Origin of the sequence: Tenggerimyces flavus, assembly GCF_016907715.1 — a bacterium.
GTDB lineage: Bacteria > Actinomycetota > Actinomycetes > Propionibacteriales > Actinopolymorphaceae > Tenggerimyces > Tenggerimyces flavus.
Genome location: NZ_JAFBCM010000001.1, coordinates 2,429,846 through 2,454,291 on the forward strand (window position 1 = coordinate 2,429,846; position 24,446 = coordinate 2,454,291).

Below are 24,446 nucleotides of genomic sequence, written 5' to 3' on the forward strand. Positions count from 1 at the left end.
ACCGTACAAGCGGGCACCGACACGTCACGAGGATCGATAGCGGAGGAGGACGACCCCGGCGTCGAAGACCTTCGAGTCCACGAGCTCGAGCGCGAGATCGTTCGCGAGCCTGTCGAAGATGCGCGGGCCGTCGCTGAGGACGATCGGGCTCAGCGACAGGAGGAACTCGTCGATCAGCCCCGGCGTCGCGGCGAGCGGAGCGAGGGTCGCGGGGCCGCAGGACAGAAGAATGTCCTTGCCGTTCTGCCGTTTCAGGGCCTCGAGCGCCGCGGGTACGTCGTCCGCGATCACCGATCGCTCGGGCGTCGGCTCGAGCGTCCGGGAGATCGCCACCTTCCCGAGCGAATGCAGCACAGCCGCGAACTCGCGGTCGGCCCCGGTCTCGGCCGGCTGGGTGCCGTGGGCGACCTGGTCCCAGTACGGAACGATCACCTCGTACAGCTTGCGGCTGAGCACCCACGTGTCGGCGCCGCGGAAGATCTCCGAGAGGTACGCGGTCTCGACCTCGCCCCACGGGAACGGCTCCCACAGGTCGCCCGTCGTGGTCGAGATGCGCAGGTCCAGCGTCGCCTGGATGTGGAAGACGAGTCGTCTCATGTCAGCTCCTCGAAGAAGCGGAACGTGTCGGGGCCGAAGCTGGTGATCTCGGCGATCTGGCCTCGCTCGATGCGCAGCAGGTCCAGCGAGAACGGCCTGCCGTTCGCGAAGCACGCGGCCGCCGGGCGGCCGTTGGCGTGCGTCGCGATGAACCGCACCGGCCCGATGGTCTGGAAGCCGCGCGCGGTCGCGGTGAGGATCGCCTCGCGTCCGTCGAACCAGGTGGGGATCGGCGGCATCTCCGCGATCGCGTCCTCCCGCAGCAGCGCCGCGAGCGCGCTGATGTCGGCGCGTTCATGCGCGTCCATGTAGCGGCGCAGGACCTCCCGTTCCTCCGCCGTGGACGGTCGGCTCGCCGACCGCGAGGGCATCGTCGCGCGAGCCCGCTGGAGCGCGCTGGCGACGGCGGCGTCGGTGGTCTCGAGCAGCGCTGCGACGTCCTTGGCCGACCAGCCGACGACCTCGCGCAGGATGAGCGCCGCCCGCTGCCTCGGCGGAAGATGCTGGATCGCGGCGAGATAGGCGAGCTCGATCGACTCCTTCGCGACGACGATCTCCTCGGGGTCGCTCGCGGCGAGCAGGTCGTCGGGGAACGGCTGCAGCCAAGGCAGCTCCACGGGCGGGGCGACGGGCTCGCTCGGGTCCCCAGCCGCGCCGAGCTGGGCGGGCAGGACCTTGCGGAGCGGGGATCGGCTGAGCGCGTTCAGGCAGGCGTTCGTCGCGATGCGGTACAGCCAGGCGCGGAAAGACCAGCGCCCCTCCAGCCGGAACGTGTCCCGCGCGCGCCAGGCCCGCAGGTACGTGTCCTGGACCAGATCCTCGGCCTCGTCCAGCGAACCGAGCATGCGATAGCAAAGCACGCGCAGCTCCGGCCGGTACCGTTCGGCCAGCTCGCCGAACGCTCGTTCGTCCCCGTCACGAGCGGCCAGGACGACCTGCTCCTCCTCAGCGATGCTCACTGTGCTCATGGTGGTGGAACCCCATGAGACCGCGAAACTCATCGGTCCGACGAAAGGATTCCGGTCAGCGCGTGGAGCGGCCGGCGGTGAAGGCCGAGACGTTCGCGCCGGCTTGGCGTAGCGCCATGATCGCGTCAGCCTGGCCGGTGCCGTCGACGACGGTGCTGTCGGTGAGCACGGTGCCGGTCGCGCCGGTGGCGTCCCACCCCTCGACCTGGTCGCCGTCGAAGCCGACCCGGTCGAGCTTCGCGTTGCGCAGCCGTACGCCGCGCAGATCGGTGCCGAGGAAGAACGTCTTGGTCAGCTCCGCCTCATCGAGCGTGGCGTCGGTGAGCACCGCCTCGGTCAGGTCCGTACGAAGCAGCCGAGCGCCGGTCAGGTCGGCTTCGGTGAGGTCCGCGCCGGCGAGGTTCGCCTTGGTCAGGTCGGCGCGGACGAGGACTGCCTGGCGCAGGATCGCCTCGATCAGCTCGGCGTGCCGCAGATCGATACCGGTGAGGTCGCGGCCGGTCAGGTCGAGCCGCCGTCCGCCGTGCCCGGCCGCCCAGCGGCGGTGCTCGCGCAGCAGCGCGTCGAACTCGTCCTGCCCCGTGGTCATGGTCAGCAGTATCGCGCGGATGGCGCGATCTGTGGGGTACGTGGCGTCGCCCCTCGCGTCGCCGAACGGGCACAGTGGGAGGCATGACGGAGACGAGCGTGAAGCGGATCGGCATCGTGTTGTTCGACGGCGTCGAGGAGCTCGACGCCGTCGGGCCGTGGGAGGTGCTGGGGTACTGGACCCAGAACCATCCCGAGGACGGGTACGTGGTCACGTCGCTGGCTCCGCGGGCGGGCATGGTGACGGCCGCCAAGAAGCTGCGGATCGAGGCCGAGTACGGGATCGCGGACGCGCCTGAGCTGGACATCCTGGTGCACCCCGGCGGGTTCGGAACAGGGCCGCTGCTCGAGGACGAGGCGTACCTCGACTGGATCCGCGCGCAGGCCAAGGCGACCTCGCTGATGACGAGCGTCTGCACCGGCTCGCTCGTGTACGCGGCCGCCGGCCTGCTCCGCGACCGGCCGGCGACGACGTACTGGGCGTCGCTCGACTACCTCAAGCGGCTCGACGACACGATCGAGCTCCGCCCCGACGACCGGTTCGTCGACTCCGGCGACGTGATCACCGCGGCCGGGGTGTCCGCGGGGATCGACATGGCGCTGCACCTCGTCGCCCGGCTGGTCAGTCCCGAACGTGCTCGTGAGGTGCGCCGCGGCATCCAGTACGACCCGGAGCCGCCGGTCTAGGTCAACGGCAGGAGGGCGTGGCAGGCCTCGAGGTTGTGGAGCTCGATGTCGTCCCTGCGGTGCTTCTCCCAGGCGTCTCGGGTGAGTCGCCACCGGTTGAGCAGGGCGGGTTCGCCTTGTCTGGTTGCCCATTCGTACCCGTTGGGTTCGTAGCCGAGACCTTGTGAGATCGCGTTGGAGCCGCGGTTGTCCACGAAGGCGTCGCTGCCTGCCTCCTTCGCCCCGAGGCCGTCGAACGCCAGGTGCAGGATCGCTGCCCGCATCTCGCGCCCGAGGCCACGGCCACGCAGATCGACGGACAACCAGGAGAAGGTCGTGACCGTTCCGAGCGTGGCGAAGTCCACTCCCGTGATCGACTGCTCGCCGACCGGCTGGCCGTCGACCATGACCGCGAAGTTGAGCCGCCAGGCACCAGGCTCGACCGTGCCGCGGCGCCGCCAGACCGCCCGAAGCCACTTGGCGACCCGCAGGTCCGGATCGGTCTCGTAGAACGACATCGGGTCGTCGTACGGGGCCGGCTCGGCATGGGTCTTGCCCGCGCGAACGACCTCCGCGAGCTGATCCAGCAGCTCGTCGGTGGAGGCGCGCAGCTCGAGCTTCGGGGTGCTGACCCGCACCTCGAGGAGTGGGTAGTTCTTCATGTCCGCGATCCTTCCACGACCCCAAGTTGAGCAACTGCTCAAACCGTTGTAACCTCCCGTTTGAGCGAGTGCTCAAACGCAGGTGGGAGGGGTTGCATGTCCGAGCATCAGGTCGAAGCCGAGCAAGAACAGTCCAGGCGGCCGAACAGGTACCAGTGGGCGCTCGCCGGCCTGCTCGCAGCGGTCGGCGTCGCCGCGTTCGGGTGGATGTGGCAGACCGGCCGGGCCGACAGCGCGATGCTGTTCGTCGGCCTGCCGATGCTGCTCGCCGTCGTGCTGATCCTCGCGCCCGCCGCGACCGGGCACGGCCGGGCGTTCCAGCTCACCACGATCCTGCTGCTCGTCACCGCCGCGCTCTTCCACGAGGGCGCGATCTGCGTCATCCTCGCCGCGCCCATCGTGTACGCGATCGTGCACGGCGTCGTGGCCGCCGTACGCGGACCGCACGCGCGCAGGCACGGACTACTGCTGATCCCCGTTCTTCTGGTCGCCTCACTCGAAGGCGCCAGCCCCGACCTGCGCGTCGACCCGCACCAGGCGATCACCGTCACGAGGACCGTCGCGCTCAGCTCCGAACAGGTCCGCGCGCGGATGGAGCAGGGACCCAAGCCGACGGACGTCCGATCGCCGGCGCTCAAGCTCCTGCACGTCCCGATGCCCCACCACGTCACGGGCGAAGGCCTTGACGCGGGCGACCGCTGGACGTTCGACTACCACGGCGGCTCGCATGGCCCCGGCGGCGCGACCAGAACGAGAGTCACCAAGACGACCGCCACCAGCGTCGAGTTCGGCGTCGAGGAGAACACCACGATCACCGCCCGCTGGGTCGGCCTCGAACGCGCTGTCGTCAGTTGGCAGGCAGTGGGCGGGAAGACCCAAGTACGGTTGACGATCTGGTACGAGCGCAAGCTTGACCCGTCCTGGTACTTCGGCCCGCTGCAACAAGCCTTCATGCACGAAGGGGCGACGTACCTGCTCGACTCACTGGCGCTGCGATGATCGCCCAGCGGTTCCTCACCCTCCTGGTCACGATCGCGCTCGTCGTGCCCGGCCTCTGCTTCGACCGCACCAAGCGCGGCCGCGCCGGCGCGCTGCTCGGGTTCATCGCCGCGGCGGTCGGGATCGCTGCCTCGCGCGAGGTCGCGGACGACGTCGACGGGTACGGATTCGCCAGCGTGGACGGGGCATTCCGTGGCATGCCCGTCGACCTCTGGCTGGCCTGGGCCGCGCTCTGGGGTGCACTCCCCGTGCTCTACCGCCGCGTGCTCCCGCTGCCCGTCGCGATGGGAATCCTGCTCTGGCTCGACCTCACCGCACTCCAGCTCCTGCACCCCCTCGTCCAGCTGGAACGGAACTGGCTCCCCGCCGAGCTCGTCTCGATCCTCGCCATCGCGCTGCCCGCGGCGCTGGTTGGTCGCTGGACCGCCGACCGACGCAGACTCGGGGCGAGGATCGCCTTACAGATGGCGGTTTTCGCCGGTGCCACGCTCTGGTTGCTGCCGACGATCGCGTTCGAGTACGGCGACGGCGCCTGGACGAACCTGACCGAGCTCCCACGCTGGGCCATGCTCGCCATCGCGCAGCTGGCGTTCCTGCTCTCGCTGCCCGCACTCCTCGCCGTGTATGAGTTCGCGGTCCGCGGCAACGGCACGCCGTACCCCTGGGACCCGCCCGACAGGCTCGTCACCACCGGCCCGTACGCGTACGTCGGCAACCCCATGCAGCTCAGCGCTGTCGCGCTGCTGGCCCTGCTCGCCGCGACGACGCAGAGCCTCGCTCTCGCTGCCGGCGTGGGGGCCGCGATCGCGTTCGGCATCGGCGTCGCGGACCCGCACGAGCGCTACTACCTCGCGACGACGTACGGCAAGGTCTGGCGCACCTACGACGGCATGGTCCCCAACTGGTGGCCGCGCTGGCGCCCGTATGCGACCGGGCCGCCCGCCACGCTGTGGCTCGACGACAACTGCACGGCCTGCCGGGCCATCCGCGACTTCCTCGCCGAACGCGACCCGCAGCGACTCGTCCTCGCGCCGGCGCACCTGCACCGGCCGACGCTCTGGCGAGCGCGCTACGTCAGCGGGGACGGTCACCAAGAGAACGGAGTGGCCGCGATCGCAAGGGGCCTCGAGCATCTCCACCTCGGCTGGGCGTTCGTCGGCTGGTTCCTCCGACTGCCCGGCGTCAGGTGGCTGGCCCAGCTCGTGGCCGATGCGATGATTGCCGCACCCCACGCCGCGGCCGTGGGCCCAGCACAGGGAGGCGGATGTCCACCGACACCAAGCAGCGGTTGCTAGACGGGGCGATCGAGGCGATCCGCACCCACGGCATCGCGGGCGTGTCCGCGCGGACGATCGCCGCTGCCGCCGGGGCCAACCAGGCGCTGGTGTTCTACCACTACGGCAGCGTCGACCAGCTGCTCGCGGCGGCGTGCACGGTGAACGCCGCCGAGCGGGTCGAAAGGTACGCCGAGCGCTTCGAGGCTGTCGGATCGCTGCGCGAACTGCTCGAGCTCGGCCGCCACATCCACGCCGAGGAACGCGAACGCGGCAACGTCGCGGTGCTCGGCCAGCTCCTCGCGGGCGCGCAGATCGATCCGAAGCTCGGGCCGGCCGTCGCCGGGGCGCTGCAGCTGTGGATCGACCAGATCGAGCCGGTGCTGGCGCGGCTGCTGCGCGGCACCCCGTTCGCCGAGGTCGCCGACGTCCCCGGCCTGGCCCGCGCGGTGTCGGCGGCGTTCATCGGGCTGGAGCTGTTCGAAGCGGTGGACGAGGCCGGCGCGCGGCACGCGCTGGACGCGCTGGAGCAGCTCGCGGTACTGGTCGAGGTGGTCGACGACCTCGGACCGGTGGCGCGGCGCGCGCTGCGGTCCAAGGTCCACCGAGCCCGCAGGAAGGCGCGCTAGCCTCGATCCTTCGTCCGGCGGTTTGGTTCGACCGGTCCGGGCCCACCCTGGGGCCAATGATCATGTTTACATGATCATTTGCCGCTTTACCTGGGGTGGACGCCAGGTAGAGCGGTCACTGGCCGGGTAAGGCGACCACGGCGCTTCACCTACGGAGAGCGTTCCCGCTCGGATCACTCGAGATGTCGCCGTCCCAAGTTTCCCCAGCACGACAGGCACTTCCGTCTTCCCAGGCCAATGGCGCCCACCAACACCTGAAATCCCGAGGCTAGAGCCAGCCGTTCTCGTTCGCCATCCGGAACGCCTCGGCGCGGCTGGCCACGCCGAGCTTCGAGACGATGGCGGAGAGATGGTTGCGGACGGTGCCTTGTGACAACGACGTGCGCCGAGCGATCGCCGACACCGGGGTGTCGAACTCGGCGAGCCGCAACACCTCCAGCTCCCGTTGCGTCAGCGGGCACGGCGGCGCGGTCAGCGCGTCGGCGGCGAGCGCGGGGTCGACGTACCGGCTCCCCGCCTGCACGCGCCGGATCACGTCGGCCAGCGTGCCGCCGGGCGAGCCCTTCGGAACGAACCCTTTGGCCCCAGCTTCCAACGCTCGTTGCAGATGCGGCGGCCGGCCGCGCCCGGTCAGGATCACGACCTTGCAGTCCGGCAGGACCGAGGCGAGCTCGGCGGTGACCTCGAGCCCGTCGAGGACGGGCATCTGCAGGTCGACGACCGCTACGTCCGGCCGGTGCGCCCGCGCTTCCTCGACCGCCGCTCGTCCGTCGGACGCCTGTGCCACGACTTCGAGGTCGGGCTCGAGCCCGAGCAGCGCGGCGAGGGCGGTACGGATCAACTCCTCGTCGTCGGCGAGCAGGACGCGGATCATGAGGCTGTGGGTACGGTGATCGCGAGCGTGAACACGTCGCCCGTACGGTCCGTGCGCAGCGTTCCGCCGACGGTGGCCAGGCGTTCGGCGATGCCGCGCAGGCCGAAGCTCAGCCGGTCCGCGGCCGCCGAAGCCGCGCCGTCGTTCGCGACCGTCATCCGTACCTCCGCGTCGTCGGTGCTCAGGGAGATCGTGCACCATCCAGCGGTGCTGTGCCGCAGCACGTTCGTGCAGCCCTCTCGCAACGCGAGCGCCAGCTGGGTCGCCGCCTCGGTCGAGAGCGAGACGTCGGAACGTTCAACCGTGCAACGGACTCCGGCGTCTCGCAGGACACCCTCGACCGCTGTCAGCTGGTCGTCGAGGTCGACTTCGCTGTAGCCATGGACTGCCTCGCGGACCTCGCCGAGCGCGGTCGCCGCGAGGTGCTGGGCCTCGGCGGCCTCGCGCGCCGCCCGTTCCGGATCGGTGCTTGCGAGTCGGGAGGCCAGCTCGGCCTTGAGCGCGATCACCGCGAGCCGGTGGCCGAGCAGATCGTGGACGTCGCGCGCGAACCGGAGCCGTTCCTCGCTCACCGCGAGCAGCGCCTGGGCTTCGCGGCCGGCGCGCGCGGAGACGAGCAGGTCCCACAGCCAGAACGGCAGCACGACGGCGACCGTGATCGTGCCGGCGATGGACAGCGCGATCACCCCGTGTACGAGCGGCTCGCCGCCGGTCAGCGCGCCGACCAGGACGGCGGTCGCAACGACGGCGCCGGCGACAATCCACCGGCCGACGCCGTCCAGCAGCAGGGGAACGAAGCCCGCGGTGGCGCCGCCGATCCAGGCCCAGGTGTACCGGTCGTCGGCGCCGACGGGTGCGACGAGGACGATCGAGAGCGCCGCCGCCACCGCGAAGCCGATGGTGAAGAGGCGGCGCTGCCTGCTGGGGATCGTGGGGGTGGCGACCGCGTACAACGTGGCGCCGAACGTCGCGGTCAGCAGGACGAGGCCAGCCGCGCCGAGCGCTTGCCAGAGCGGGCTTGGCTCGTTCGCGACCGCGACGACCGGGACGGCGACGGCGCTCAACCACAGCACGCCAACCACCGCGAGGATGGCGCGGCGCGCCCCGGCGAGCTCTGTCACCCGAGCGAGCCTAGGCCTTGAACGTCACCACCTCGGGCATGCCGGCGCACGAGGGTTCCGATGCGGTGACCGAGGGCGGCGCCGAGGAGGCCGAAGGGGAGCCACCAGGAGGGGAAGAGGATCAGGCCCCAGCTGAAGTTGCGGAGGTTCTCGCCGACCGCGACGAGTGGGATGCCGTCGGCGGCGAGGATGAGGCTGGAGCCGACGTGATACCAGTTGATGGCCTCGAGGAGCGCGACGGCGAAGAACGCCAACGAGGTAAGGACGGCGGCCCACACCGCGGTCTGCGCGCCAGTGCGGAACGACCGGTTGGCGAAGGCTGTCGTCAGCGAGCCGACGAGCAGCACCGGGACGGGCGCGAGGAACAGGAAGCCCAGGATGCCGACGGACAGCGGGCCCGCATCGTTCAACCCACGTTGGGAAAGCACGAACAGGACCGCGGCCAGGCTGAGCGCGATGCCCGCGCCGACGTACCGGGCTTGGGGGCTGGTGACCAGGCCGCGCGGCGGGTTGAGGACGAGCCAGACGGCTCCCGCCAACGCGGCCGCGAGGAACACCGCGGCCGCCGGCGGGAGATGCAGGGCGCCGATCGGGAACTCGGTCAGGAAGTACCCGACCGCCGCGACGCACGCCGCGACGGCGGCCAGCCCGACCGCGGTGACGACGAAGCCGGCCGCCGGTGGGCGGAGAATCCGGCGCGACCGTGCCGTCGTCACCAGGGCGAGCACGCCGAGGAGCGCGACGAACGTCACGCCGAACACCTGCAGTGCCGGCATCGTCCGGCTGATCGTCAGCCCCGCCGCCGCGACGGCCGCGACGCCGAGCGCGGCGACGACGTACGTCGGCACCTGCTTGATCCGAGGCGGGAACGCCGCCGCCCGGGCGCTGCTCACCGCGAACGCCCAGCGCTCGGCCGGGTCGCGTACCTGGTCCAGCTCGGCGAGCATCGCCGCACCCCAGTCGCGCCGGTGCCGCGGCGTCGCGGCGACCGCGGCCGCCAGCAGCTGGGCCGGCGGATCCAGCGTGGCGAGGTCGGCGCCGGTCCGCGTCCACCAGCGGCGCCAGACCAGCCGTATGGCGACGAACCACGGGGCTGCGATGACGACGGCGGCGATCAGCAGCTGTGGGTAGAGGCCGGCGTCGGGCGTCGCGGGGACGCCGCCGACCGAGATCGTGAAGCCGGTGATCCAGCCGACCGCGAGGAGCGCGACGAGCACGTACAGGGCGGGCTCGCTGGCGCGGACTCTCATGCCGACCCGCCTCCTGGTTGCGGGACCAGCCGAGTGCGGGCGTCCTCGGCGGGTGTCGCCGCGAGCTCGGTCGCGAGCGCGCGGCCGGGTCCGCTGAGCCGGTAGAGGTGCCGATGCGGCCGCCCGACCGGCGCCTCGTCCTCCCACTTCGTCTCGAGCAGCCCGCGGTCGGCGAGGCGCATGAGGATCGGGTACATCGACCCGGCCTTGATGTCGAGGCGCTTGCACAGCTCATACCCGTGCTGCCAGCTGGCCGGCGTCTCAGCCAGCGCGAGCACGATCGCCACGGTTTGCGGCGAGGGTCGTCGAGAGCGGATCACGTCATTAACTCTATATAGCTAGAGTTACTCTGTCCAGCCCTGTGCACGTTCATGATCACGAACATGATCACCGGCGCCAGCCGCCGGTGGGTTTGGATGAAGGGCACCTTCATCCAACCCGGCCGGCTTGGTCACGTGGGGTGCCCTGGCCCTCGTGTGTGCGGCGGCGCGCCGCTTTGCCCATGGAGGGGGCGTTCGGGCGGTGCTCGAAGGGGTCGGGAACGCCCCTTGGGTGGGTGAAGTCACGATGCGGGATGGGTGGCCTCTGCGACGGTGGAGGGTGCGACCGAGGTGGCGTGTCCTTGGGATCGTGAACCGCGCGCTCCGGGGGTGGTTTGGGTCGGGGGCACCCCTGTCCGAACCTATGGGACCAGGGTGCCCCTCACCCAACCGCGCCGCGGGCGTTGGGGGCGCGTCAGGTTTTGGAATGAGGGCGTCCCTGTAGCGATCTCCTCGAGCGAGGGCACCCTCCGCCCTTCGCGAAAGTGTGGGGTTCTGGTCGCGACACGCTGGCGTGTCGTGACCAGAACCCCACAGTTTGATGGGACATGGTGGATGGGCCGGGCTATGGGACCAGGGTGCCCCTCACCCCAACCCTCGGCGCGACCTGCCCGTGATCATGAACGTGATCATGAACGTAAACCCTGCGTATACGACCAGTTCGGCTTCATGATCACGTACATGATCACGGGGCGTTGGGGGTGCGCCCTCATTCGAAACGGTGGGGCTAGGTCTGCGGGTCGAGGTTGGTGTGGAGCAGGAGGGGGCCGAACTCGGCGATGCCGCAGAGGAGGGCTTCGTGCTGGGAGAGGATCGTGCCGGGTTGCTGTTCGGACCAGGAGCGGGCTGCGGCGGGTGAGGTGAAGAAGTTGATCGAGCCGCAGGTCTTGTCAACAGACGCTTGACAGCAGGAGTCGCCGCTCGTGCCGGCGAAGACGACGGCGGACGAGGGGTTCCACTCGGCAGAGGAGCCGTCGACGCGGATCTCGATCGGCACCTCGGTGGAAGGCTCAGTGGAACGGATCGTGAGCGGGCGAGAGAGCATCGCGGATGTGCCGAGCGCGTCGATCGCGCACATCGAGTACAACTCGGGCCCGTCGTCCAGCGCGACGCGGTGGCGTGTCGGCGTCGGCGAGAACGGGTACGCCGCGCGCAGCTCGCCGGAGGCGGAGAGGGCGATCAGGTCGCGCGCGGTCAGTTCGTCAACCACCGTTGGGGACGCCAGTTCGGCAAGGGAGGGCGCCGAACCGTGGTCGACGAACCACCGGAGGATCGCCTGGTGCGCCTGCCGTGCCGGCGGGCTGAGTACAGCGGCGGCGCTGGCCTTGCCGAGGCCGAGGCCGAGTGTGAGCGCGGAGCGGAGTTGCTCGACAGTCGGCAGAGGCCCGAAGCGGCACGTCAACGACGGCGGCGCAAGGCCGAACGGATCCACTCCATCCACCAGCAGCGTGGGCGATCCGGCCATCCCGTAAGCCTCCGCCTCCGCCTCCGTCGTGATCGAGCGCAGCACCACTGGCTCGTCCGAAACCTCGCCCAACCGCGCGAGCAGCGAAGCGACGAGCGGACAGTCCGGTACGTGCAACACCTCGATCCTCATGGCAGCAACAACGGGCAGGCGCGCTCGGCGCGGGGCAACGTGCAGGTCGCGAGCAGGTCACCCAAAGCCGAGTGCATGCGCTGCAGGTCGGCGATCCGGCGTTCGAGGTCGGTCATTCGCCCATGTGCCAGGTCCCGGACAGCGTCGCAGCTGTCCGGGCCCCCGGCGTCGAGCGAAAGCAGCTCCTCGACCTCGTCGAGGGTGAACCCCAGCTGCTGGCTCCGTTTGACGAACCGCAGCAGCGCGATCGCGTCCGACGGGTAGTCGCGATACCCGCCGGGCGAGCGCGGCGGCACCGTCAGCAGGCCGCGGCGCTCGTAGTAGCGCAGCGTCTGCGTGTTCACGCCGACCTGGTCGGCGAGCTCCTTCGTCCGCATGCCTCCATCATCAACCCCGTACCCAACTACAGGGTCAACCCGCGATCGGCCGCGGCGCGATGCCGTCCGGGTCGAGCCGTTCGGCGAACTGGGTCCACAGCGACTCCGCGAGCGAGTCGGGCGACACCACGGGTACGTTCGGCATCGCCGACGCGAGGGCAAGAGCCGCCGGGGTGTTCTCGATGAACGCGGTGATCGCCAGCCCGCCGACGTACACGCCACGCGGCGCGAGCTCACGGTGCAGCGCCAGCGCGTGGTAGCGGAGTGCGGACATCGAGATGCCGACGTTCGCCATCTCCGGGGTCGGAACGAGCGCGGAGCCGCCATAGCTGAACAGCGCACCGCCGCCGCGTTCGACCAGGTCGGGCAGGGCCTGATGGGTGAGGGCGACCGGCGTGAGCACGATCTGGTCGAGCAACGGACGCAGGTTGTCGAGGGAGACGTCGGCCGGGCGCGCGACGTGCTCGAGCGCGCCCGTCGCGCTGTAGAACAGCACGTCCACCTTGCCGAGCGTCCGCTGGATCGTCGTGAGCGCCCCCAGAGCACTGGCCGGGTCCGTGAGGTCGGCGGTGAACGCGTGCGCCTTGACGCCGGCCGAGCCCAGCGTGCGGACGTGCTCGAGCAGGCGTTGCTCGTTGCGGGCGACGAGGGCGACCTCGTACCCCTCGCGGCCGAAGCGGTGGGCGACCGACAGTCCGAGGCCGGGACCAGCCCCGAAGATCGTCAGGAGTTTCGTCATGGCTACGAACGTATGGCGATGCGGAGAGACAGCCCATGCGTACCGATCCCGAGTTCATACGCGATCGTCTCCGGGCGGGTACGGTGGATGGCATGGACCTCGACGTCCTGAGCGACGTGATCTCGGTGGTGCGCAGCGGCCGTCCGCTGTCCGCGCTGGTGACCTGGCGCGCGCCGTGGGGACAGCGGTTCACGACCGAGTCGGGCGCGGCCGGATTCCACGTGATCCTGCAGGGCAGCTGCTGGTTGCTCGTCAAAGGAGCCGAACCGGTGCTGGTGAACGCCGGGGACGTGCTGTTCTTCCCGCAGGCTGGCGAGCACGTCCTCGCCGACAGCCCGTCGACGCCCGCCGCGCCGGAGCCGTGCAGTCCGGAGGACCCGCGATTCGACGACCGCTTTGTGACGGCGGCCGCGCCGGCGAGCGACGGCGCGGTGACCGTGGTGCTCGGCGGCGCGTACTGGCTCGAGCCGGAACGGACCCATCCGCTACTCAGAGACCTTCCGCCGCTGATCCATCTCCCAGCCAGGCTTGGACATCAGCCACAACTCCGCGCCGCGATCGACCTACTGAGCGCCGAGCTGGAGCGCCCTCGCATCGGCACGTACGCGATCATCCCGGCGTTGCTCGACACGCTGCTGCTCTACATCCTGCGGGCCTGGTTCGACGACCAGCCGGCGACCGGCTCGACCGGCTCGGGCGGTTGGGCCGCGGCGCTGCGCGATCCCGCCGTCGCCGCGGCGTTGCAGGCGATCCACCGCGAGCCGGCGCGGCCTTGGACGGTCGCCTCGCTGGCCAGCGAGGCCGGGCTGTCGCGTGCGCCGTTCGCCCGCAAGTTCGCCACGCTGGTCGGGCAACCACCGCTGTCGTACCTGACCTGGTGGCGGCTGACGACGGCGGCACGGCTGCTGATGGACTCCGAAGCACCGTTGGGAACGATCGCCGCAGCGGTCGGCTACTCGTCGGAGTTCGCGTTCGCGAACGCGTTCAAACGTCAACACGGCATGGCGCCCGGCCGCTATCGACGCCGCGCCGCTTAGCGGAGCCGCCGCGCCGCCTGGGCGATCTCCTGAGTGCCCATCGCGGCGTAGACGTCCCGGGCCAGCGTCCACCACTCCCGCGCGAGGGCCGGTTCGCCGCGACCAGAGTGGGCGTCACCGAGCGCGCAGAGCGTGCGTGCCTCACCCAGCCGGTAGCCCGTCTCGCGGTGCCGGGCCAGGGCGCGGTCGCCGTACCCGATCGCCTCGTCCCACCGACCCAGCTCGACGAGCGCCGCCGACGCCGCGGTGAGCAGGCCGTCGTGGGCCAACGGATGCCGGCCGGACCAGTGCTCGAGCCCCTCCTCGGCGAGCGCGAGAGCCTCGGCGGGACGGCCCGTACGGAGGTTCGCCAAGGTGCGCAACTCGAGCATCCAGGCGTTGCCGATGAGCTCCGTACGCGCGACCTCGTCCGCGTTCCGTTCGAGCTCGGCGAGGATCGGGGCGGCCGGGCGACCGGCCCGGAGGTCGACCTCCAGCAACGTCAGCTGGACTTCGAGCTGATGGTCCCGCCTCCCGGGAACCTCGGCGGCGTCGTGGGCCAGGGCGACCGCGGCCCGGGCCAGCTCGTACTCGCCCCGGTCCAGCCGGACGCGGGCGAGCCCGAGGTAGCCGTTGATCAGATCGATGACCAGGCCGATCTCGTGGTTGATCCGCAGATTCCGCTCGACGTGGTCGAGCGCCTCGTCCAGGTTGCCGAGGCGCAGCTGGGTCCAGGCCAGGTTGTCGTGGAGGACCGCGAGCGTTCTGGTGACGCCCGCGCTCTCGATCTCGGCGCGGACGCTCTCGAACCCCTCGAGCGCGCTGACGAGGTGCCCCAGCTCCATCGCGTGGTGCGCCAGGTCGACGGCCAACGCCGCGGCCTGCCTCTCGTGGCCGGCAGCGCTGAGGAGGTCGAAGGCGCGCTGGCAGGTGGCGTACGCCTCGGGCAGGCGGACCAGCCGGTGCAGGGCGATCGCGAGCACCTGCAGGACGCTCGCCTCGAACGTGGTGTCGCCGATCCCCGCGGCGAGATCTCGCGCTCGCTCCAGCATCGAAACGGCGTCGGTCAACTCGCCGAGGTTGAAGTGGAGCCGGCCGGCGTGCGCGGCCATCATCGCCCGGGCTCGGTCGTCTCCGTACTGCCCGGCGACGGGCGTCACCAGGTCGATCGTGATCTTCCACTCCGCGTAGCGGGCTCGGGTGGAGAGGTACGGCCGCAGCGCGTCGGCCAGCTCCCAGGCGAGCTCGTACGGGCCTTCCGTCGCGGTGTCGTGCACGGCGGCCATCAGGTTGGGCAGCTCGCGGTCGATCTGCTCCAGGCTCCACGGCCCGGCGTTCGCGGGCCGGTCGCGGCTGTGCTGACCGGACAGCTGGTTGGCGGTCGCGTCGAGCTTGGCGATGTACCAGTCGAACAGGCGGCGCCGCGCGGCCTCGCGGTCGGCCTCGGCGTTCTCGGCGTCCGCGCGGTCGCGGGCGTAGAGGCGGAGCAAGTCGTGCACGCGGTACCTGCCGTCCCGCTGCTCGTCGACGAGGCTGGCGGCGGTCAGCGTGGCCAGGGCTCGGCGCGGGCTGGCTCCAGTCATCGCTTCCAGCGACTCCGCGGTGAGGTCCTGGCCGGGGATCAGGCCCAGCAGCCGGAAGACCCGCCTGGTGTCGTCGTCGAGAGCGGCGTACGACGTGGCGAAGGACGTACGGACGAGGGAGTCCGGGCCCTCCAGCAGCGTGAGCTCCTCGACCAGCGAGGCGATCGCGTACGGCGGCCGGGTGGCGAGGCTCGCGCCGGCGACGCGGAGGGCGAGCGGCAGGTGGCCGCACATCTCCGCCAGCTGGCTGACCGCGGAAGGCTCGGCGGCCACGCGTTCCTCGCCGACCTGGTCGGCCAGCGCCTGACGGGCCTCGTCGGCCGAGAGGACGTCGAGCAGCACGACCCGGGCGCGGTCCAGCGCGACCAGCGGCTCGAGGGTGTTGCGGCTCGTCACCACGACCGCGCTGCCCGGGGAGCCGGGGACCAACGGACGTACGACGTCCACGGTCGCGACGTTGTCCAGCACCACCAGCACGCGGCGGCCGGCCAGGCGGGACCGGTACAGCGCGGTCTGCTCGTCCACGTCGACCGGGATCCGGCGGCTGTGCACGCCCAACGCCCGCAGGAAGCGCGGCAGGACGTCGGCGGGGGTGAGGGCTCGTTCGGCGGAGAAGCCGCGGAGGTCGACGAACAGCTGCCCGTCCGGGTAGCGCGCGCTCGCCTGGTGCGCGGCCGCGACGGCCAACGCCGACTTGCCCACGCCGGGCGCCCCGGCGATCAGCACCAGGGGCGACGTGTCGGGGTCGGCGAGCCAGGACGTCACCTGCTCCAGCTGTCCCTGCCGGCCGACCAGACCCGCCGGGCGGACGGGCAGCTCGTGCGGAGTCTCCGGCCGTACGGCGGCAGGGTCGGTATCGGGCGCGCAGTCCAGGCTCTCGGTGAGGATCGCCTGGTGGGTACGCCGGAGCGTCTCGCCCGGGTCGACGCCGAGCTCGCTCGCCAACGTCTCGGCCGCCTGCTGGTACGCGGCGAGGGCCTCCGACGGGCGGCCGGCGGCGTACAGGGCGCGCATCAGTACGTCCCACGCCCGCTCGCGGAGCGGGTGCTCGTCGACCAGGCCGCGGAGCGCGGTGACGACCTCGGCCGCCCGGCCGAGGCGGAGCTCCAGCTCGGCGCTGCGTTCGATCACCGTGAGCTGGCGTTCGAGCAGGCCGGGGACCACCCGCTGCCGCAGCGGGTCGGACGGAACGTTCGTCAGCGGCTCGCTCTGCCATCGCTCGGCGACGGACCGGAGCAGCTCGAGCGCCGCTTCCGGCTGGCCCGCCTCCTCCGCCTCGTCCGCCGCGTGGACGGCGGCGTCGTACGCGACCAGGTCGACGTCGGCGTGGGCCAGATCCAGCCGGTAGCCGCCGCTGCTCGTCACGATCACGTCGTCGCCGAGCACCTTGCGCAGCCGGGAGACGTAGGCGTGCAGCGTGCCGCGGGCGTTGCCGACGGGGGACTCGCCCCAGAGGTCGTCGATCAGCCGTTCGGCCGGGACCGCGACGCCGGGGTTGAGAGCCAACAGGGCGAGGACCGTACGTTGCTTGCCGGCCGCGGGGGTGACGTCTCGTCCGTCCCGGAAGGCCTGCAACGGCCCCAGGACCCGCAACGACACGTCCACTTTTCGCCCCCGCACCCGCCTCGCCCAGCCCCCGGCGTTCGGCCACGATACCGGGGCTATCTGTCAGATTTCGTCAGCAGCGGGCAAAGAGAAGAGTGCGAAGACGGCCGGATCGCTGAACGCGTAGAGGTGTTCGATGCCGGTCGGACCCACCTCCAGGACCTGCAGGAACTGCGCGTGCCGGGTGCCGTCCGGGCGGCGGACGTAGGTGGCGAAGGCGGGCTGGCCGTTCGCTACCACCGGGACGAGCGTGGCCTCGCCGGGCTTGACCGGACAGCGGTGGGTGAGGTGGTGGCCGATGGCTGCCCGGCCGCGGTACCAGGCGGTGAGCGGCGGCATCTCCCAGACGGCGTCCGACGTCAGCAGGGCGATGATCGCGGGCACGTCCTTGTCCTCCCACGCCGCGACGTACGCGTCGAGCAGCCGGCGGTCCGCGGCAGTGGAGGGCTCGGGAACGGACGAGATCGAGCTGTCGTCGAGCGCGGAACGGGCTCGGCGCAAACTCGAGTTGACGGCGATCGTCGTCGTGTCCAGCATCGCCGCGACCTCCGCGGCGCGGAAGCCGAGCACGTCCCGCAGCAACAGCACGGCGCGCTGCTGGGGCGGCAGCGTCTGCGCCATCGCGACGAACGCGAGCCGCACGCTGTCGCGTTCGTCCAGCTCCCCGCCCGGGAGTGGCTCCAGCCACGGAACGTCCGACCGCATCGCCACGGGATCGGCCGGGTCGGACTCCGGCTCGAAGCTCATCGGCAGCACCCGGCGGCGCGCGGAGCCCAGCACGTTCAGGCAGGCGTTCGTCGCGATCTTGTACAGCCACGTACGCACCGATGCTCGACCCTCGAACGCGTCCCGCGCCTGCCACGCGCGCAGGAACGTGTCCTGCACGAGATCCTCCGCCTCGTGCACGGAGCCGACCATCCGGTAGCAGTGCGCGAACAACTCGCCTCGGTACGGCTCGAACTCGTGCTCGGTGGCAGTCGACAAAGAACCTGACCTCCTCCGGTGACTTTCGACGCGCTCGTTTGTCCGTACCTACAAGACCAACCGAAAGGGTAACCACCATGCGCACACTGTTCCTGCAGATCAACGTCACGCTCGACGGCTACGTCGAGGACGCGAACGGCGACATCGACTGGCACTTCGCCGACGACGAGTTCGACAGCTTCATCCTGGACACGCTGCGTTCGATCGACGGCATGGTGTTCGGGCGCGTGGCGTTCGAACGACTCGCCCCGTACTGGCCGACGGCCGGCGAGACCGCTCAGTCCGAGACCCAGCGCGAGACGGCGCGGCTGATGAACGAGCTGCCCAAGTACGCCCTCTCGCGGACGGCTCGGCAGAGCGACTGGAACAACAGCCACTTCGTCACCGTCGACGACGTGGTGAAGCTGAAGTCCCAACCAGGCAAGGATCTCGCCCTCTTCGCCGGCGCGAACGCCGCGACGGAGCTGACGGGCCAGGGACTGGTCGACGAGCTGCGCCTCATCGTCAACCCGCTCTTGCAGGGCGGCGGAACGCCCTTGTTCAGCGGGACGTACGCGCGCCAGGAGCAGACGCTGACCGACGTGCGTCGCCTCGCGAGCGGCGCACTCGTCCTGACCTACCGGACCTAGAACGGCTTGCGCGCCACGTACCCGACGACGTCGATCGGCGCCCGGAGCGGCAGACCGTCGCGGACGAGCTTCTGGGCCTGGTGGATCGCCGCTTCGATGAACGCGGTCTCGCCGATGCTCTCGATCGCCTCGTACGCCGGTCCGGTCGACGCGAGCGTGCGCGCGTAGGTGTACGGGTCGGCGAACTCCCACACCATCGGGACGTCGAATCGTTCCACGTCGACGAAACCGTGCCGGGTCAGGAACTCCTCGCCGGCGCCCGGTGTGCCGAGTTCCAGCGAGGCCTCGTGCTCGAACGGCCCCACGTCGGCGATCCGGAACGGGGTGTACGCCCACGTGCCGGGCGAACGGCGCAGCTGGCCCCACGTCGTGAGGCCGACGCGCCCGCCTCGTACGAGCACGCGGTGCACCTCGCGGATCGCCGACGGCGTCGACGCCCAGATCCCCCGGAAGCTGGTCGCGACGTCGAAGCTCTCGTCGTCCCACGGCAGCGCGTGCCCGTCGCCGACGCGGAGGTCGGAGTCGGGGTTGCGGTCCCGCGCGATCGCGACGAGGCGGTGCGAGGCCTCGATGCCCGCGCACTCGGCGCCACGCACGCGGGCGAGCTCGAGCGCGAGCCCTGACCCGCAGGACACGTCGAGGAGCCGTTCGCCCAGCGAGATGTCCAGCCGGTGGTGGAGCGTGACGAACTCCCGGCAGCTCCCCGGCTCGCTCAGGGTGGCGAAGTCGACCGCGCGGCGCCCCCAGCCGTCGTCGGCAACGTCCCACTCGTCGGTGGTCGTAGTTCTCGTGTCTTCACGACTGATCACACTGGTCATGGCTCATCCCCCTGAACTCGCACTGACCTGGATCCTTTCTACGTCCGGGTCGCGTGCGTCCGCGTGAGCTGTCGCTACTCAGATCACGATGAGCTGCTACTCAGTTTTGTCCACAGCTCCGCGGCGTCCCTGCGGCTGCGGACCTCGAGCCGGTGCAGGACGGCCGCGACGTGGTTGCTCGCCGTCCGTACCGACACCGTCAGCCGGCCCGCGATCTCGGCGTCGCTGAGGCCCTCCGCGAGCAGCCGCAGCACCTCGAGCTGGCGGGTGGTGAGGCCGGCCGGGTTCTCCCGCGTGGTCGTCGACCGGCCGCGCGGAACGTGGGAGACGCCCAGGTCACGCAGCCGCAGCCTGGTCAGCTGGGCGAGCGGTCTCGCGTCGAGGTCCTCGAGGATCTTGAGCCCTTCGAGCAGGACGCCGGGGTCGCCGCTCTCGTACAGCGCGAGCGCGTGCTCGTACCGGCAGCCGGCGCTCCGCCACCGTTCGGCGGCACCGCGCCAGTCGCCGTCGAGCAGCAGTGCGAACGGGGAGTCCGAGGTCGTCAGCTCCACTTGGTGGCCGGCGCGGCGCAGCCAGTACGCGAGCTCCGGCCACAGCACGGTCGCGCGGACGCCGAACGCCTCGTCGAACGGCTCGCGCGCGAGATCCTGGACCTCGTCGTACGCGCCCCGCAGCCAGGCGCCCTCGGCGGCCGCGGCGGCGGACCAGGCGATGCGCTGCAGGTCGCCGGTCTTCCGGCTGAGCGCGACGGACGTGGCCAGCATGCCTTCCGCTGCCGTGGCCCCGCGCCGCGCGGCGACCCGGCCGAGGACCATCAGCGCGATCGACCCGTGCATGGGCTCGGTCCGCGAGATCCGGCTGAGCGTGCGCTCGGCGTCGTCCCATTCGCCGCGGCCCAGGTGGATCCGCGAGGTCAGGACGGTCATCGCGGTCAGCGCGCCGAGGTGCTCGACGCGTTGGGCGAACTCGCGGCCGGACCGGACGTACTGCTCGGCCTCGTCGAGCCGGTAGCGGTCGACCATGCCGCAGGCGAGGTTGGCGTACGCGCGGCAGGCGGGATCGGGCGCGCCGGCCTCGAGCGCGACCCGCAGGCTCTCCTCCATCAGCTCGTGCCCGTCGCCGAGGTGCAGGTCCCAGCGGCACACCGCGAGCGCGTTCAGGGCGTGCGCCAACGTGACCTGGTCGCTGGTCGCACGGGCGAGGTCGATCGCGCGCTCGGCGAGCGGACGCGCCTGGTCGTACCGGTGGGCGAACAGGTGGAGGGCGGCGAGGTTTGTGTACGCGAGCGCGAGCTCGTGGCCCTCGCCGAGCTTCTCCAGGACCGCGACCGACTCCTCCGCGACGACCTCGGCGCCGTGCTGGTCGCCCGCCAGCTTGAGCATCCTCGACCGCCACCACAGGCCGGTACCGACTGCGAGGTCGTCGCCGAGCTCGCGGCGTACCGCGATCGCGCGTTCCTGCAGGTCGGCGGCCTGGACGTTCCGGCCGACCGTGTAGCACTCGACCGCGTAGTCCTCCAGCAGCTGCGCTCGTTCTGCCGGCTCGAAGTCGTCGGCCTGGTCGAGGACGAGCTGGTAGTGCGCGACCGCCTCGCGGTGGGCGCCCGTGCGGGCCGCGTCCCTCGCCGCGGCCGGGCCGTAGCGGGCGATCGCCTGGTGGTCGCCGGCTCTCGCGGCGTAGTGGACGAGTTGTCCGGTATCGCTCTCCGGCCGTTTCTCCAGCGCTGCCAGGACGTTGGCGTTGTAGCGCATGCGGCGGATCGCGGGCAGCCCGTCCAGGATCGCGCGCCGACCGAGCTCGTGCCGGAACGCGACGCGTTGCGGTGTGACGGTGAGCAGTCCGCGTTCCTCGGCGTTCGCGAGGGTCGGTAGGCCGCCCGGAACGAGCTCGTCGACCAGCCAGCGGCCGATCGCGGTCGGCAGGACGGCGAGCTGTTCGACGGCTTGGCGTACGTCCGGGTCGAGCGTGTGGACGCGCGCCATCACCGCGGCGACGACCGAACGGGGCACGCCCTCGGCGTCGCCGGCGGCGATGACCTCGCCTACGAAGAACGGGTTGCCCGCGGTGATCGCGAACACCTCGTCGGCGTCCAGCTCGGTTCCTGTCGCCAGGTCTTTGACGGCGTCCCTGGACAGCCTGCGGAGGGGGAGCTGGTGCGAGGCGCCGCTCGCGGCGGCCTGGCCGAGCACCCTGCGGACGGGGTGGTTCGTGGTCAGGTCCTCGTCGCGGTAGGTGAGGAGCAGCACGACGGGGAGCTGGTGGACGCGGCGGATCAGGTAGCCGAGCACGTCGAGCGTGGCGTCGTCGGCCCAGTGGATGTCCTCGATCGCGAGCAGCGTGGGGTGGCCTGCCCACTGCAGCTCGGTGTGGAGCGCGGTGAGGATGCGGTCGCGGTCGGCGCCGCGCAGCGCGGTGGCGAGCTCCGTACCGACCGCGTTGGCGAGGTCGCGGAAGGGGCCGAGGATCTGCGGGGTGGCGAGGTCGTCGCAGTGGCCGACGAGCACCCTGCCCTCGGCGGGGACCCGGCTGCGGGCGGCGTGGACGAGGCGCGACTTGCCGATGCCCGCCTCGCCGGAGATCAGGACGACGCGTCCCTGCCCTTCGGCTGCCCCGCGGGCAGCCTCGGCGAGCACCGCGAGCTCGTGCTCGCGTTCCAGGACGGCCATACCTGCGATGTTCGCACGCCTGCTACGGCGTCGTCTCCAACGTCAGTGTGTACTGGGCGAATCCCTGTCGTTCGTAGAACCTGATCGCCGCTTCGTTGGTCGCGAACGCGGTGACGGCGATGCGGTCCGCTTGCTGCTCCTTCGCCCATGCGCGGAACGCTTGGACGAACTCGGCGCCGACGTGCTGGCCGCGGTGGGCGGGGCGGACGTACAGGCTGCTGAGGGTCGCGATGCGGACGGGGCGGATCGCGGACGGCTCGGTCAGGACGCCGGTGAGGTGTCCGACGATCTTCCCGCCGGCGTCCGCGACCAGGACGAGCCGTTCGGGCTTCGTGAGCAGGTCGGCGTACCCGTCGACGCCCAGCTCGTGCGGGAATCGCACATTCATCGTCTCGTCCCGCGTGCCGGCGTCCTCGGCAAACAGCGCCGCACTCGAGTCCAGCCAACCCGGCACGTCCGCGGTCGTTGCGCGCCGGACGGTGACGTCACTCATGCCTGGCCGCCTTCGTACTCGCTGCGCAGCAGGCCGTAGATCGCGCCGCCGTGGAACTCGCCGTCCTCTTCCAGGGAGTACCCGCGGCGTACGCCCTCGAGCTGGAAGCCGAACTTGCGGAGCAGCCTGGTCGACTCGTGGTTGTCCGCGATCGTCTGTGCCTCGAGGCGGTTGACCTCGAGGACGTCGAAGGCGAACGCGAGCATCGCCCCGAGGGCTTCGCTGGCGAGTCGTTTGCCCCAGTACGCACGGTTCAGGTCGTACCCGATCTCGGCACGCCGGTGTCCTTCGTTCCAGCCGAGGCTGTAGAGGCCGATCAGCTTGTCGTTCTCCCGCAGTGCCACGCCCCAGTGGATCCACTCGTGCTTGGCGAAGAGCTCCGTGAGCCGTTCGATCATCTCGGCGGACTCGGAGACATCGGTGTGCGGAACGGAGTTGTAGCGCTGGACGTACGGATCGCTGCGGACAGCGAACAGGTCCTCGGCGTCGGATCCCCGGAGCTCGCGCAGGACCAGGCGTTCGGTCCGCAGCGTGGGGAATTCGGAGTAGTCGAAAGTGGGCATCGCGCGACAGGCTAGCGCTGCTTACTTCGACTTACGCCGACGAAGGGGAGAATTCGCGCATGACCGAGGCCGGCATCACCGCCGTCAACCCGTCCGTCCTTCCGCCGCCCACGTCCACGTTCACCCACGGCGCGCTCGTCACCGGGGCTCGGCGGACGTTGTACGTGAGCGGGCAGGTGCCGTGGTCGGACACTGAGGGCAACGTTCCGGCGGACTTTCCCACGCAGGCGCGGGTGACGTACGCGAACCTGCTCGCCGTGCTCGCCGAGGCGGGGATGACCGTGCACAACCTCGCCAAGCTGACCGTGTATCTGTCCGACCGCGCGTACCGGGCGCCGCACGGCGAGGTGCTGGAGGAGGTCCTGCAAGGGCATCGGCCGGCGTTCACGTCGATCATCACCGACATCTACTCCGAGGCCTGGCTGCTCGAGGTGGACGCGATCGCGGTGTCGTTCTAGGCCGTGCCTCTTGACTATCGCCTGACGCGCGACACCTCGCATCCCGCCTGGCCGCGGTCCAGATCGTCACCCAGAGGACAAACTATGAATTCCTCCTGCACCACGCCCAGCCGGGCGCGATGCGCCGCGCGCCATCGCGCGGAGCGCGATGACCGACGCTACTCAAGAGACACGACCTAGATGCGGCTGACCGTTCTGGGTGCGTGCGGTGCCTATCCCGCCGCTGGTTCCGCGTGTAGTGGGTTTCTGGTCGAGGCCGACGGGTTCCGGCTGCTGGTGGACGTGGGGTACGCGACGATGCCGCGGCTGTTGTCGTACCTGCCGGCGTCGGCGGTCGACGCGGTGATCGTCAGCCACGGGCACCCGGACCACTGCGCCGACCTGAACCCGCTGCTGCGGGCGCGTGCCTTGTGTGACGACCCGGCGCCTTCGTTGCCTGTGTACGCGCCGCCGCATGCGTTGGACGCGGTGCTCGCGCTGGACCGGCCGGGGATGCTTGCGTCGGCTGTGGCGCTGCGCCCGTTCGCGCCGGGGGAGGCGCTGTCGGTGGGGCCGTTCGCGGTCTCGACGTTCGACCTGCCGCACTTCACGCCGAACGCCGGCCTCCGCCTGACCGCCGGCGGGCGGGTGCTCGCGTACACGGGCGACACCGGGCCGAGCGACTTGGTGGTGGCGCTGGCCCAGGACGCGGACGTGTTCCTGGCCGAGGCGACGCACGCCGACGTGGTGCCGGACGACTCGGCGCGGTGGCTGTCGAGCGCCCGGCAGGCGGGTTCGTACGCCGCTTCGGCGGGGGTGGGGCGGCTGCTGCTCACGCACCTGTGGCCGGAGGACCCGCGCGAGCCGTTCCTCGCCGAGGCGTCGGCGTCATACACCGGCCCGTTGGCCCTGGCCGAGAGCGGGCTGGTGCTGAACTTCTAGTTGGCGCGGGCGGGCAACCATCGCGGGAGGCCAGCCGGTCTGCCACGGT

General features: G+C 71.0%; 24 protein-coding genes and 1 pseudogene. 8 read left to right on the forward strand and 17 right to left on the reverse strand.

All coding sequences use genetic code 11. The features are described from left to right. Window positions 1–24: 24 nt before the first annotated feature. The 3 genes from JOD67_RS11305 to JOD67_RS11315 all read right to left on the reverse strand — a co-directional run bounded on the left by JOD67_RS11305 (window position 25) and on the right by JOD67_RS11315 (window position 2,154). Window positions 25–597, reverse strand: coding sequence for a dihydrofolate reductase family protein (locus tag JOD67_RS11305; protein WP_205117390.1), 573 nt, complete (start codon window positions 595–597; stop codon window positions 25–27). Beyond that, a complete protein-coding gene (locus tag JOD67_RS11310; RefSeq protein ID WP_307782359.1) occupies window positions 594–1,556 on the reverse strand; it encodes an RNA polymerase subunit sigma-70 in 963 nt (320 codons plus the stop codon). The genes JOD67_RS11305 and JOD67_RS11310 overlap by 4 nt, the downstream gene beginning before the upstream one ends. A gap of 64 nt (window positions 1,557–1,620) precedes the next feature. Beyond that, window positions 1,621–2,154: a pentapeptide repeat-containing protein gene (locus JOD67_RS11315; protein WP_205117392.1), complete on the reverse strand. Its 534-nt coding sequence runs from the start codon at window positions 2,152–2,154 to the stop codon at window positions 1,621–1,623. Window positions 2,155–2,237: 83 nt separating this feature from the next. On the opposite strand from JOD67_RS11315, the gene JOD67_RS11320 reads away from it, so the two are divergent. Then, a complete protein-coding gene (locus JOD67_RS11320; RefSeq protein WP_205117393.1) occupies window positions 2,238–2,840 on the forward strand; it encodes a DJ-1/PfpI family protein in 603 nt (200 codons plus the stop codon). Here JOD67_RS11320 and JOD67_RS11325 read toward each other — a convergent pair. Continuing rightward, on the reverse strand, window positions 2,837–3,481 hold the full coding sequence (locus JOD67_RS11325; RefSeq protein ID WP_205117394.1) for a GNAT family N-acetyltransferase: 645 nt from the start codon (window positions 3,479–3,481) through the stop codon (window positions 2,837–2,839). The two genes, JOD67_RS11320 and JOD67_RS11325, sit on opposite strands and share 4 nt — an antisense overlap. 96 nt (window positions 3,482–3,577) lie before the next feature. Here JOD67_RS11325 and JOD67_RS11330 point away from each other — a divergent pair, with 96 nt between their 5' ends. From JOD67_RS11330 to JOD67_RS11340, 3 genes are read left to right on the forward strand one after another with little or no spacing between them, the layout of a single operon-like run. Continuing rightward, window positions 3,578–4,480, forward strand: coding sequence for a hypothetical protein (locus tag JOD67_RS11330; RefSeq protein ID WP_205117395.1), 903 nt, complete (start codon window positions 3,578–3,580; stop codon window positions 4,478–4,480). Further along, complete coding sequence (locus tag JOD67_RS11335) at window positions 4,477–5,775, forward strand: methyltransferase (protein WP_205117396.1); 1,299 nt, start codon at window positions 4,477–4,479, stop codon at window positions 5,773–5,775. Before JOD67_RS11330 ends, JOD67_RS11335 begins: the two co-directional genes overlap by 4 nt. Further along, a complete protein-coding gene (locus JOD67_RS11340) occupies window positions 5,745–6,383 on the forward strand; it encodes a TetR/AcrR family transcriptional regulator (protein WP_205117397.1) in 639 nt (212 codons plus the stop codon). Before JOD67_RS11335 ends, JOD67_RS11340 begins: the two co-directional genes overlap by 31 nt. A gap of 268 nt (window positions 6,384–6,651) precedes the next feature. On the opposite strand, the gene JOD67_RS11345 is transcribed toward JOD67_RS11340, so the two are convergent. The 7 genes from JOD67_RS11345 to JOD67_RS11375 form a co-directional block, all read right to left on the reverse strand. Further along, window positions 6,652–7,257, reverse strand: coding sequence for a response regulator transcription factor (locus JOD67_RS11345; RefSeq protein ID WP_205117398.1), 606 nt, complete (start codon window positions 7,255–7,257; stop codon window positions 6,652–6,654). After that, a complete protein-coding gene (locus tag JOD67_RS11350) occupies window positions 7,254–8,378 on the reverse strand; it encodes a sensor histidine kinase (RefSeq protein WP_307782360.1) in 1,125 nt (374 codons plus the stop codon). Before JOD67_RS11350 ends, JOD67_RS11345 begins: the two co-directional genes overlap by 4 nt. Then, entirely contained in the window at window positions 8,375–9,628 is a 1,254-nt protein-coding gene (locus tag JOD67_RS11355) for a hypothetical protein (protein WP_205117399.1), read from the reverse strand. The genes JOD67_RS11350 and JOD67_RS11355 overlap by 4 nt, the downstream gene beginning before the upstream one ends. Continuing rightward, window positions 9,625–9,948 (reverse strand): PadR family transcriptional regulator, encoded by a 324-nt coding sequence (locus JOD67_RS11360; RefSeq protein WP_205117400.1) that lies wholly within the window; start codon window positions 9,946–9,948, stop codon window positions 9,625–9,627. Before JOD67_RS11360 ends, JOD67_RS11355 begins: the two co-directional genes overlap by 4 nt. A gap of 727 nt (window positions 9,949–10,675) precedes the next feature. Beyond that, window positions 10,676–11,545 (reverse strand): alkylmercury lyase family protein, encoded by an 870-nt coding sequence (locus JOD67_RS11365; RefSeq protein ID WP_205117401.1) that lies wholly within the window; start codon window positions 11,543–11,545, stop codon window positions 10,676–10,678. Beyond that, complete coding sequence (locus tag JOD67_RS11370; protein ID WP_205117402.1) at window positions 11,542–11,922, reverse strand: MerR family transcriptional regulator; 381 nt, start codon at window positions 11,920–11,922, stop codon at window positions 11,542–11,544. The genes JOD67_RS11365 and JOD67_RS11370 overlap by 4 nt, the downstream gene beginning before the upstream one ends. Before the next feature lie 34 nt (window positions 11,923–11,956). Next, entirely contained in the window at window positions 11,957–12,661 is a 705-nt protein-coding gene (locus tag JOD67_RS11375) for an SDR family NAD(P)-dependent oxidoreductase (RefSeq protein ID WP_205117403.1), read from the reverse strand. A 92-nt stretch (window positions 12,662–12,753) separates the two neighbouring features. Between JOD67_RS11375 and JOD67_RS11380 the strand changes: the two genes are divergently transcribed. Beyond that, the gene (locus JOD67_RS11380) at window positions 12,754–13,698 is read left to right on the forward strand and encodes an AraC family transcriptional regulator (protein ID WP_205117404.1); all 945 of its coding nucleotides are present in this window, start codon (window positions 12,754–12,756) and stop codon (window positions 13,696–13,698) included. Here JOD67_RS11380 and JOD67_RS11385 read toward each other — a convergent pair. Then, window positions 13,695–16,859: an AfsR/SARP family transcriptional regulator gene (locus tag JOD67_RS11385; protein ID WP_205117405.1), complete on the reverse strand. Its 3,165-nt coding sequence runs from the start codon at window positions 16,857–16,859 to the stop codon at window positions 13,695–13,697. The genes JOD67_RS11380 and JOD67_RS11385 overlap by 4 nt on opposite strands. Before the next feature lie 69 nt (window positions 16,860–16,928). Next, window positions 16,929–17,870: pseudogene (locus JOD67_RS11390) on the reverse strand (sigma-70 family RNA polymerase sigma factor); the annotation flags it as partial. A gap of 56 nt (window positions 17,871–17,926) precedes the next feature. Between JOD67_RS11390 and JOD67_RS11395 the strand changes: the two are divergent. Continuing rightward, window positions 17,927–18,478 carry a dihydrofolate reductase family protein gene (locus tag JOD67_RS11395; RefSeq protein WP_205117407.1) on the forward strand — a complete coding sequence of 184 codons (552 nt, stop codon included), beginning with the start codon at window positions 17,927–17,929 and terminating at the stop codon, window positions 18,476–18,478. Here the strand turns inward: JOD67_RS11395 and JOD67_RS11400 are convergent. The 4 genes from JOD67_RS11400 to JOD67_RS11415 all read right to left on the reverse strand — a co-directional run bounded on the left by JOD67_RS11400 (window position 18,475) and on the right by JOD67_RS11415 (window position 23,018). Then, window positions 18,475–19,296, reverse strand: a complete 822-nt coding sequence (locus JOD67_RS11400; protein ID WP_205117408.1) for a class I SAM-dependent methyltransferase — start codon at window positions 19,294–19,296, stop codon at window positions 18,475–18,477. The genes JOD67_RS11395 and JOD67_RS11400 overlap by 4 nt on opposite strands. A gap of 83 nt (window positions 19,297–19,379) precedes the next feature. Beyond that, window positions 19,380–21,962, reverse strand: coding sequence for an ATP-binding protein (locus JOD67_RS11405; protein WP_205117409.1), 2,583 nt, complete (start codon window positions 21,960–21,962; stop codon window positions 19,380–19,382). 22 nt (window positions 21,963–21,984) lie between these two features. Further along, a complete protein-coding gene (locus tag JOD67_RS11410) occupies window positions 21,985–22,455 on the reverse strand; it encodes a GNAT family N-acetyltransferase (RefSeq protein WP_205117410.1) in 471 nt (156 codons plus the stop codon). Then, on the reverse strand, window positions 22,452–23,018 hold the full coding sequence (locus tag JOD67_RS11415; protein ID WP_205117411.1) for a GNAT family N-acetyltransferase: 567 nt from the start codon (window positions 23,016–23,018) through the stop codon (window positions 22,452–22,454). The genes JOD67_RS11410 and JOD67_RS11415 overlap by 4 nt, the downstream gene beginning before the upstream one ends. A 59-nt stretch (window positions 23,019–23,077) precedes the next feature. On the opposite strand from JOD67_RS11415, the gene JOD67_RS11420 reads away from it, so the two are divergent. Continuing rightward, window positions 23,078–23,476 carry a RidA family protein gene (locus JOD67_RS11420; RefSeq protein WP_205117412.1) on the forward strand — a complete coding sequence of 133 codons (399 nt, stop codon included), beginning with the start codon at window positions 23,078–23,080 and terminating at the stop codon, window positions 23,474–23,476. A 180-nt stretch (window positions 23,477–23,656) separates the two neighbouring features. Continuing rightward, window positions 23,657–24,397: an MBL fold metallo-hydrolase gene (locus JOD67_RS11425; protein WP_205117413.1), complete on the forward strand. Its 741-nt coding sequence runs from the start codon at window positions 23,657–23,659 to the stop codon at window positions 24,395–24,397. Window positions 24,398–24,446: the final 49 nt, after the last annotated feature.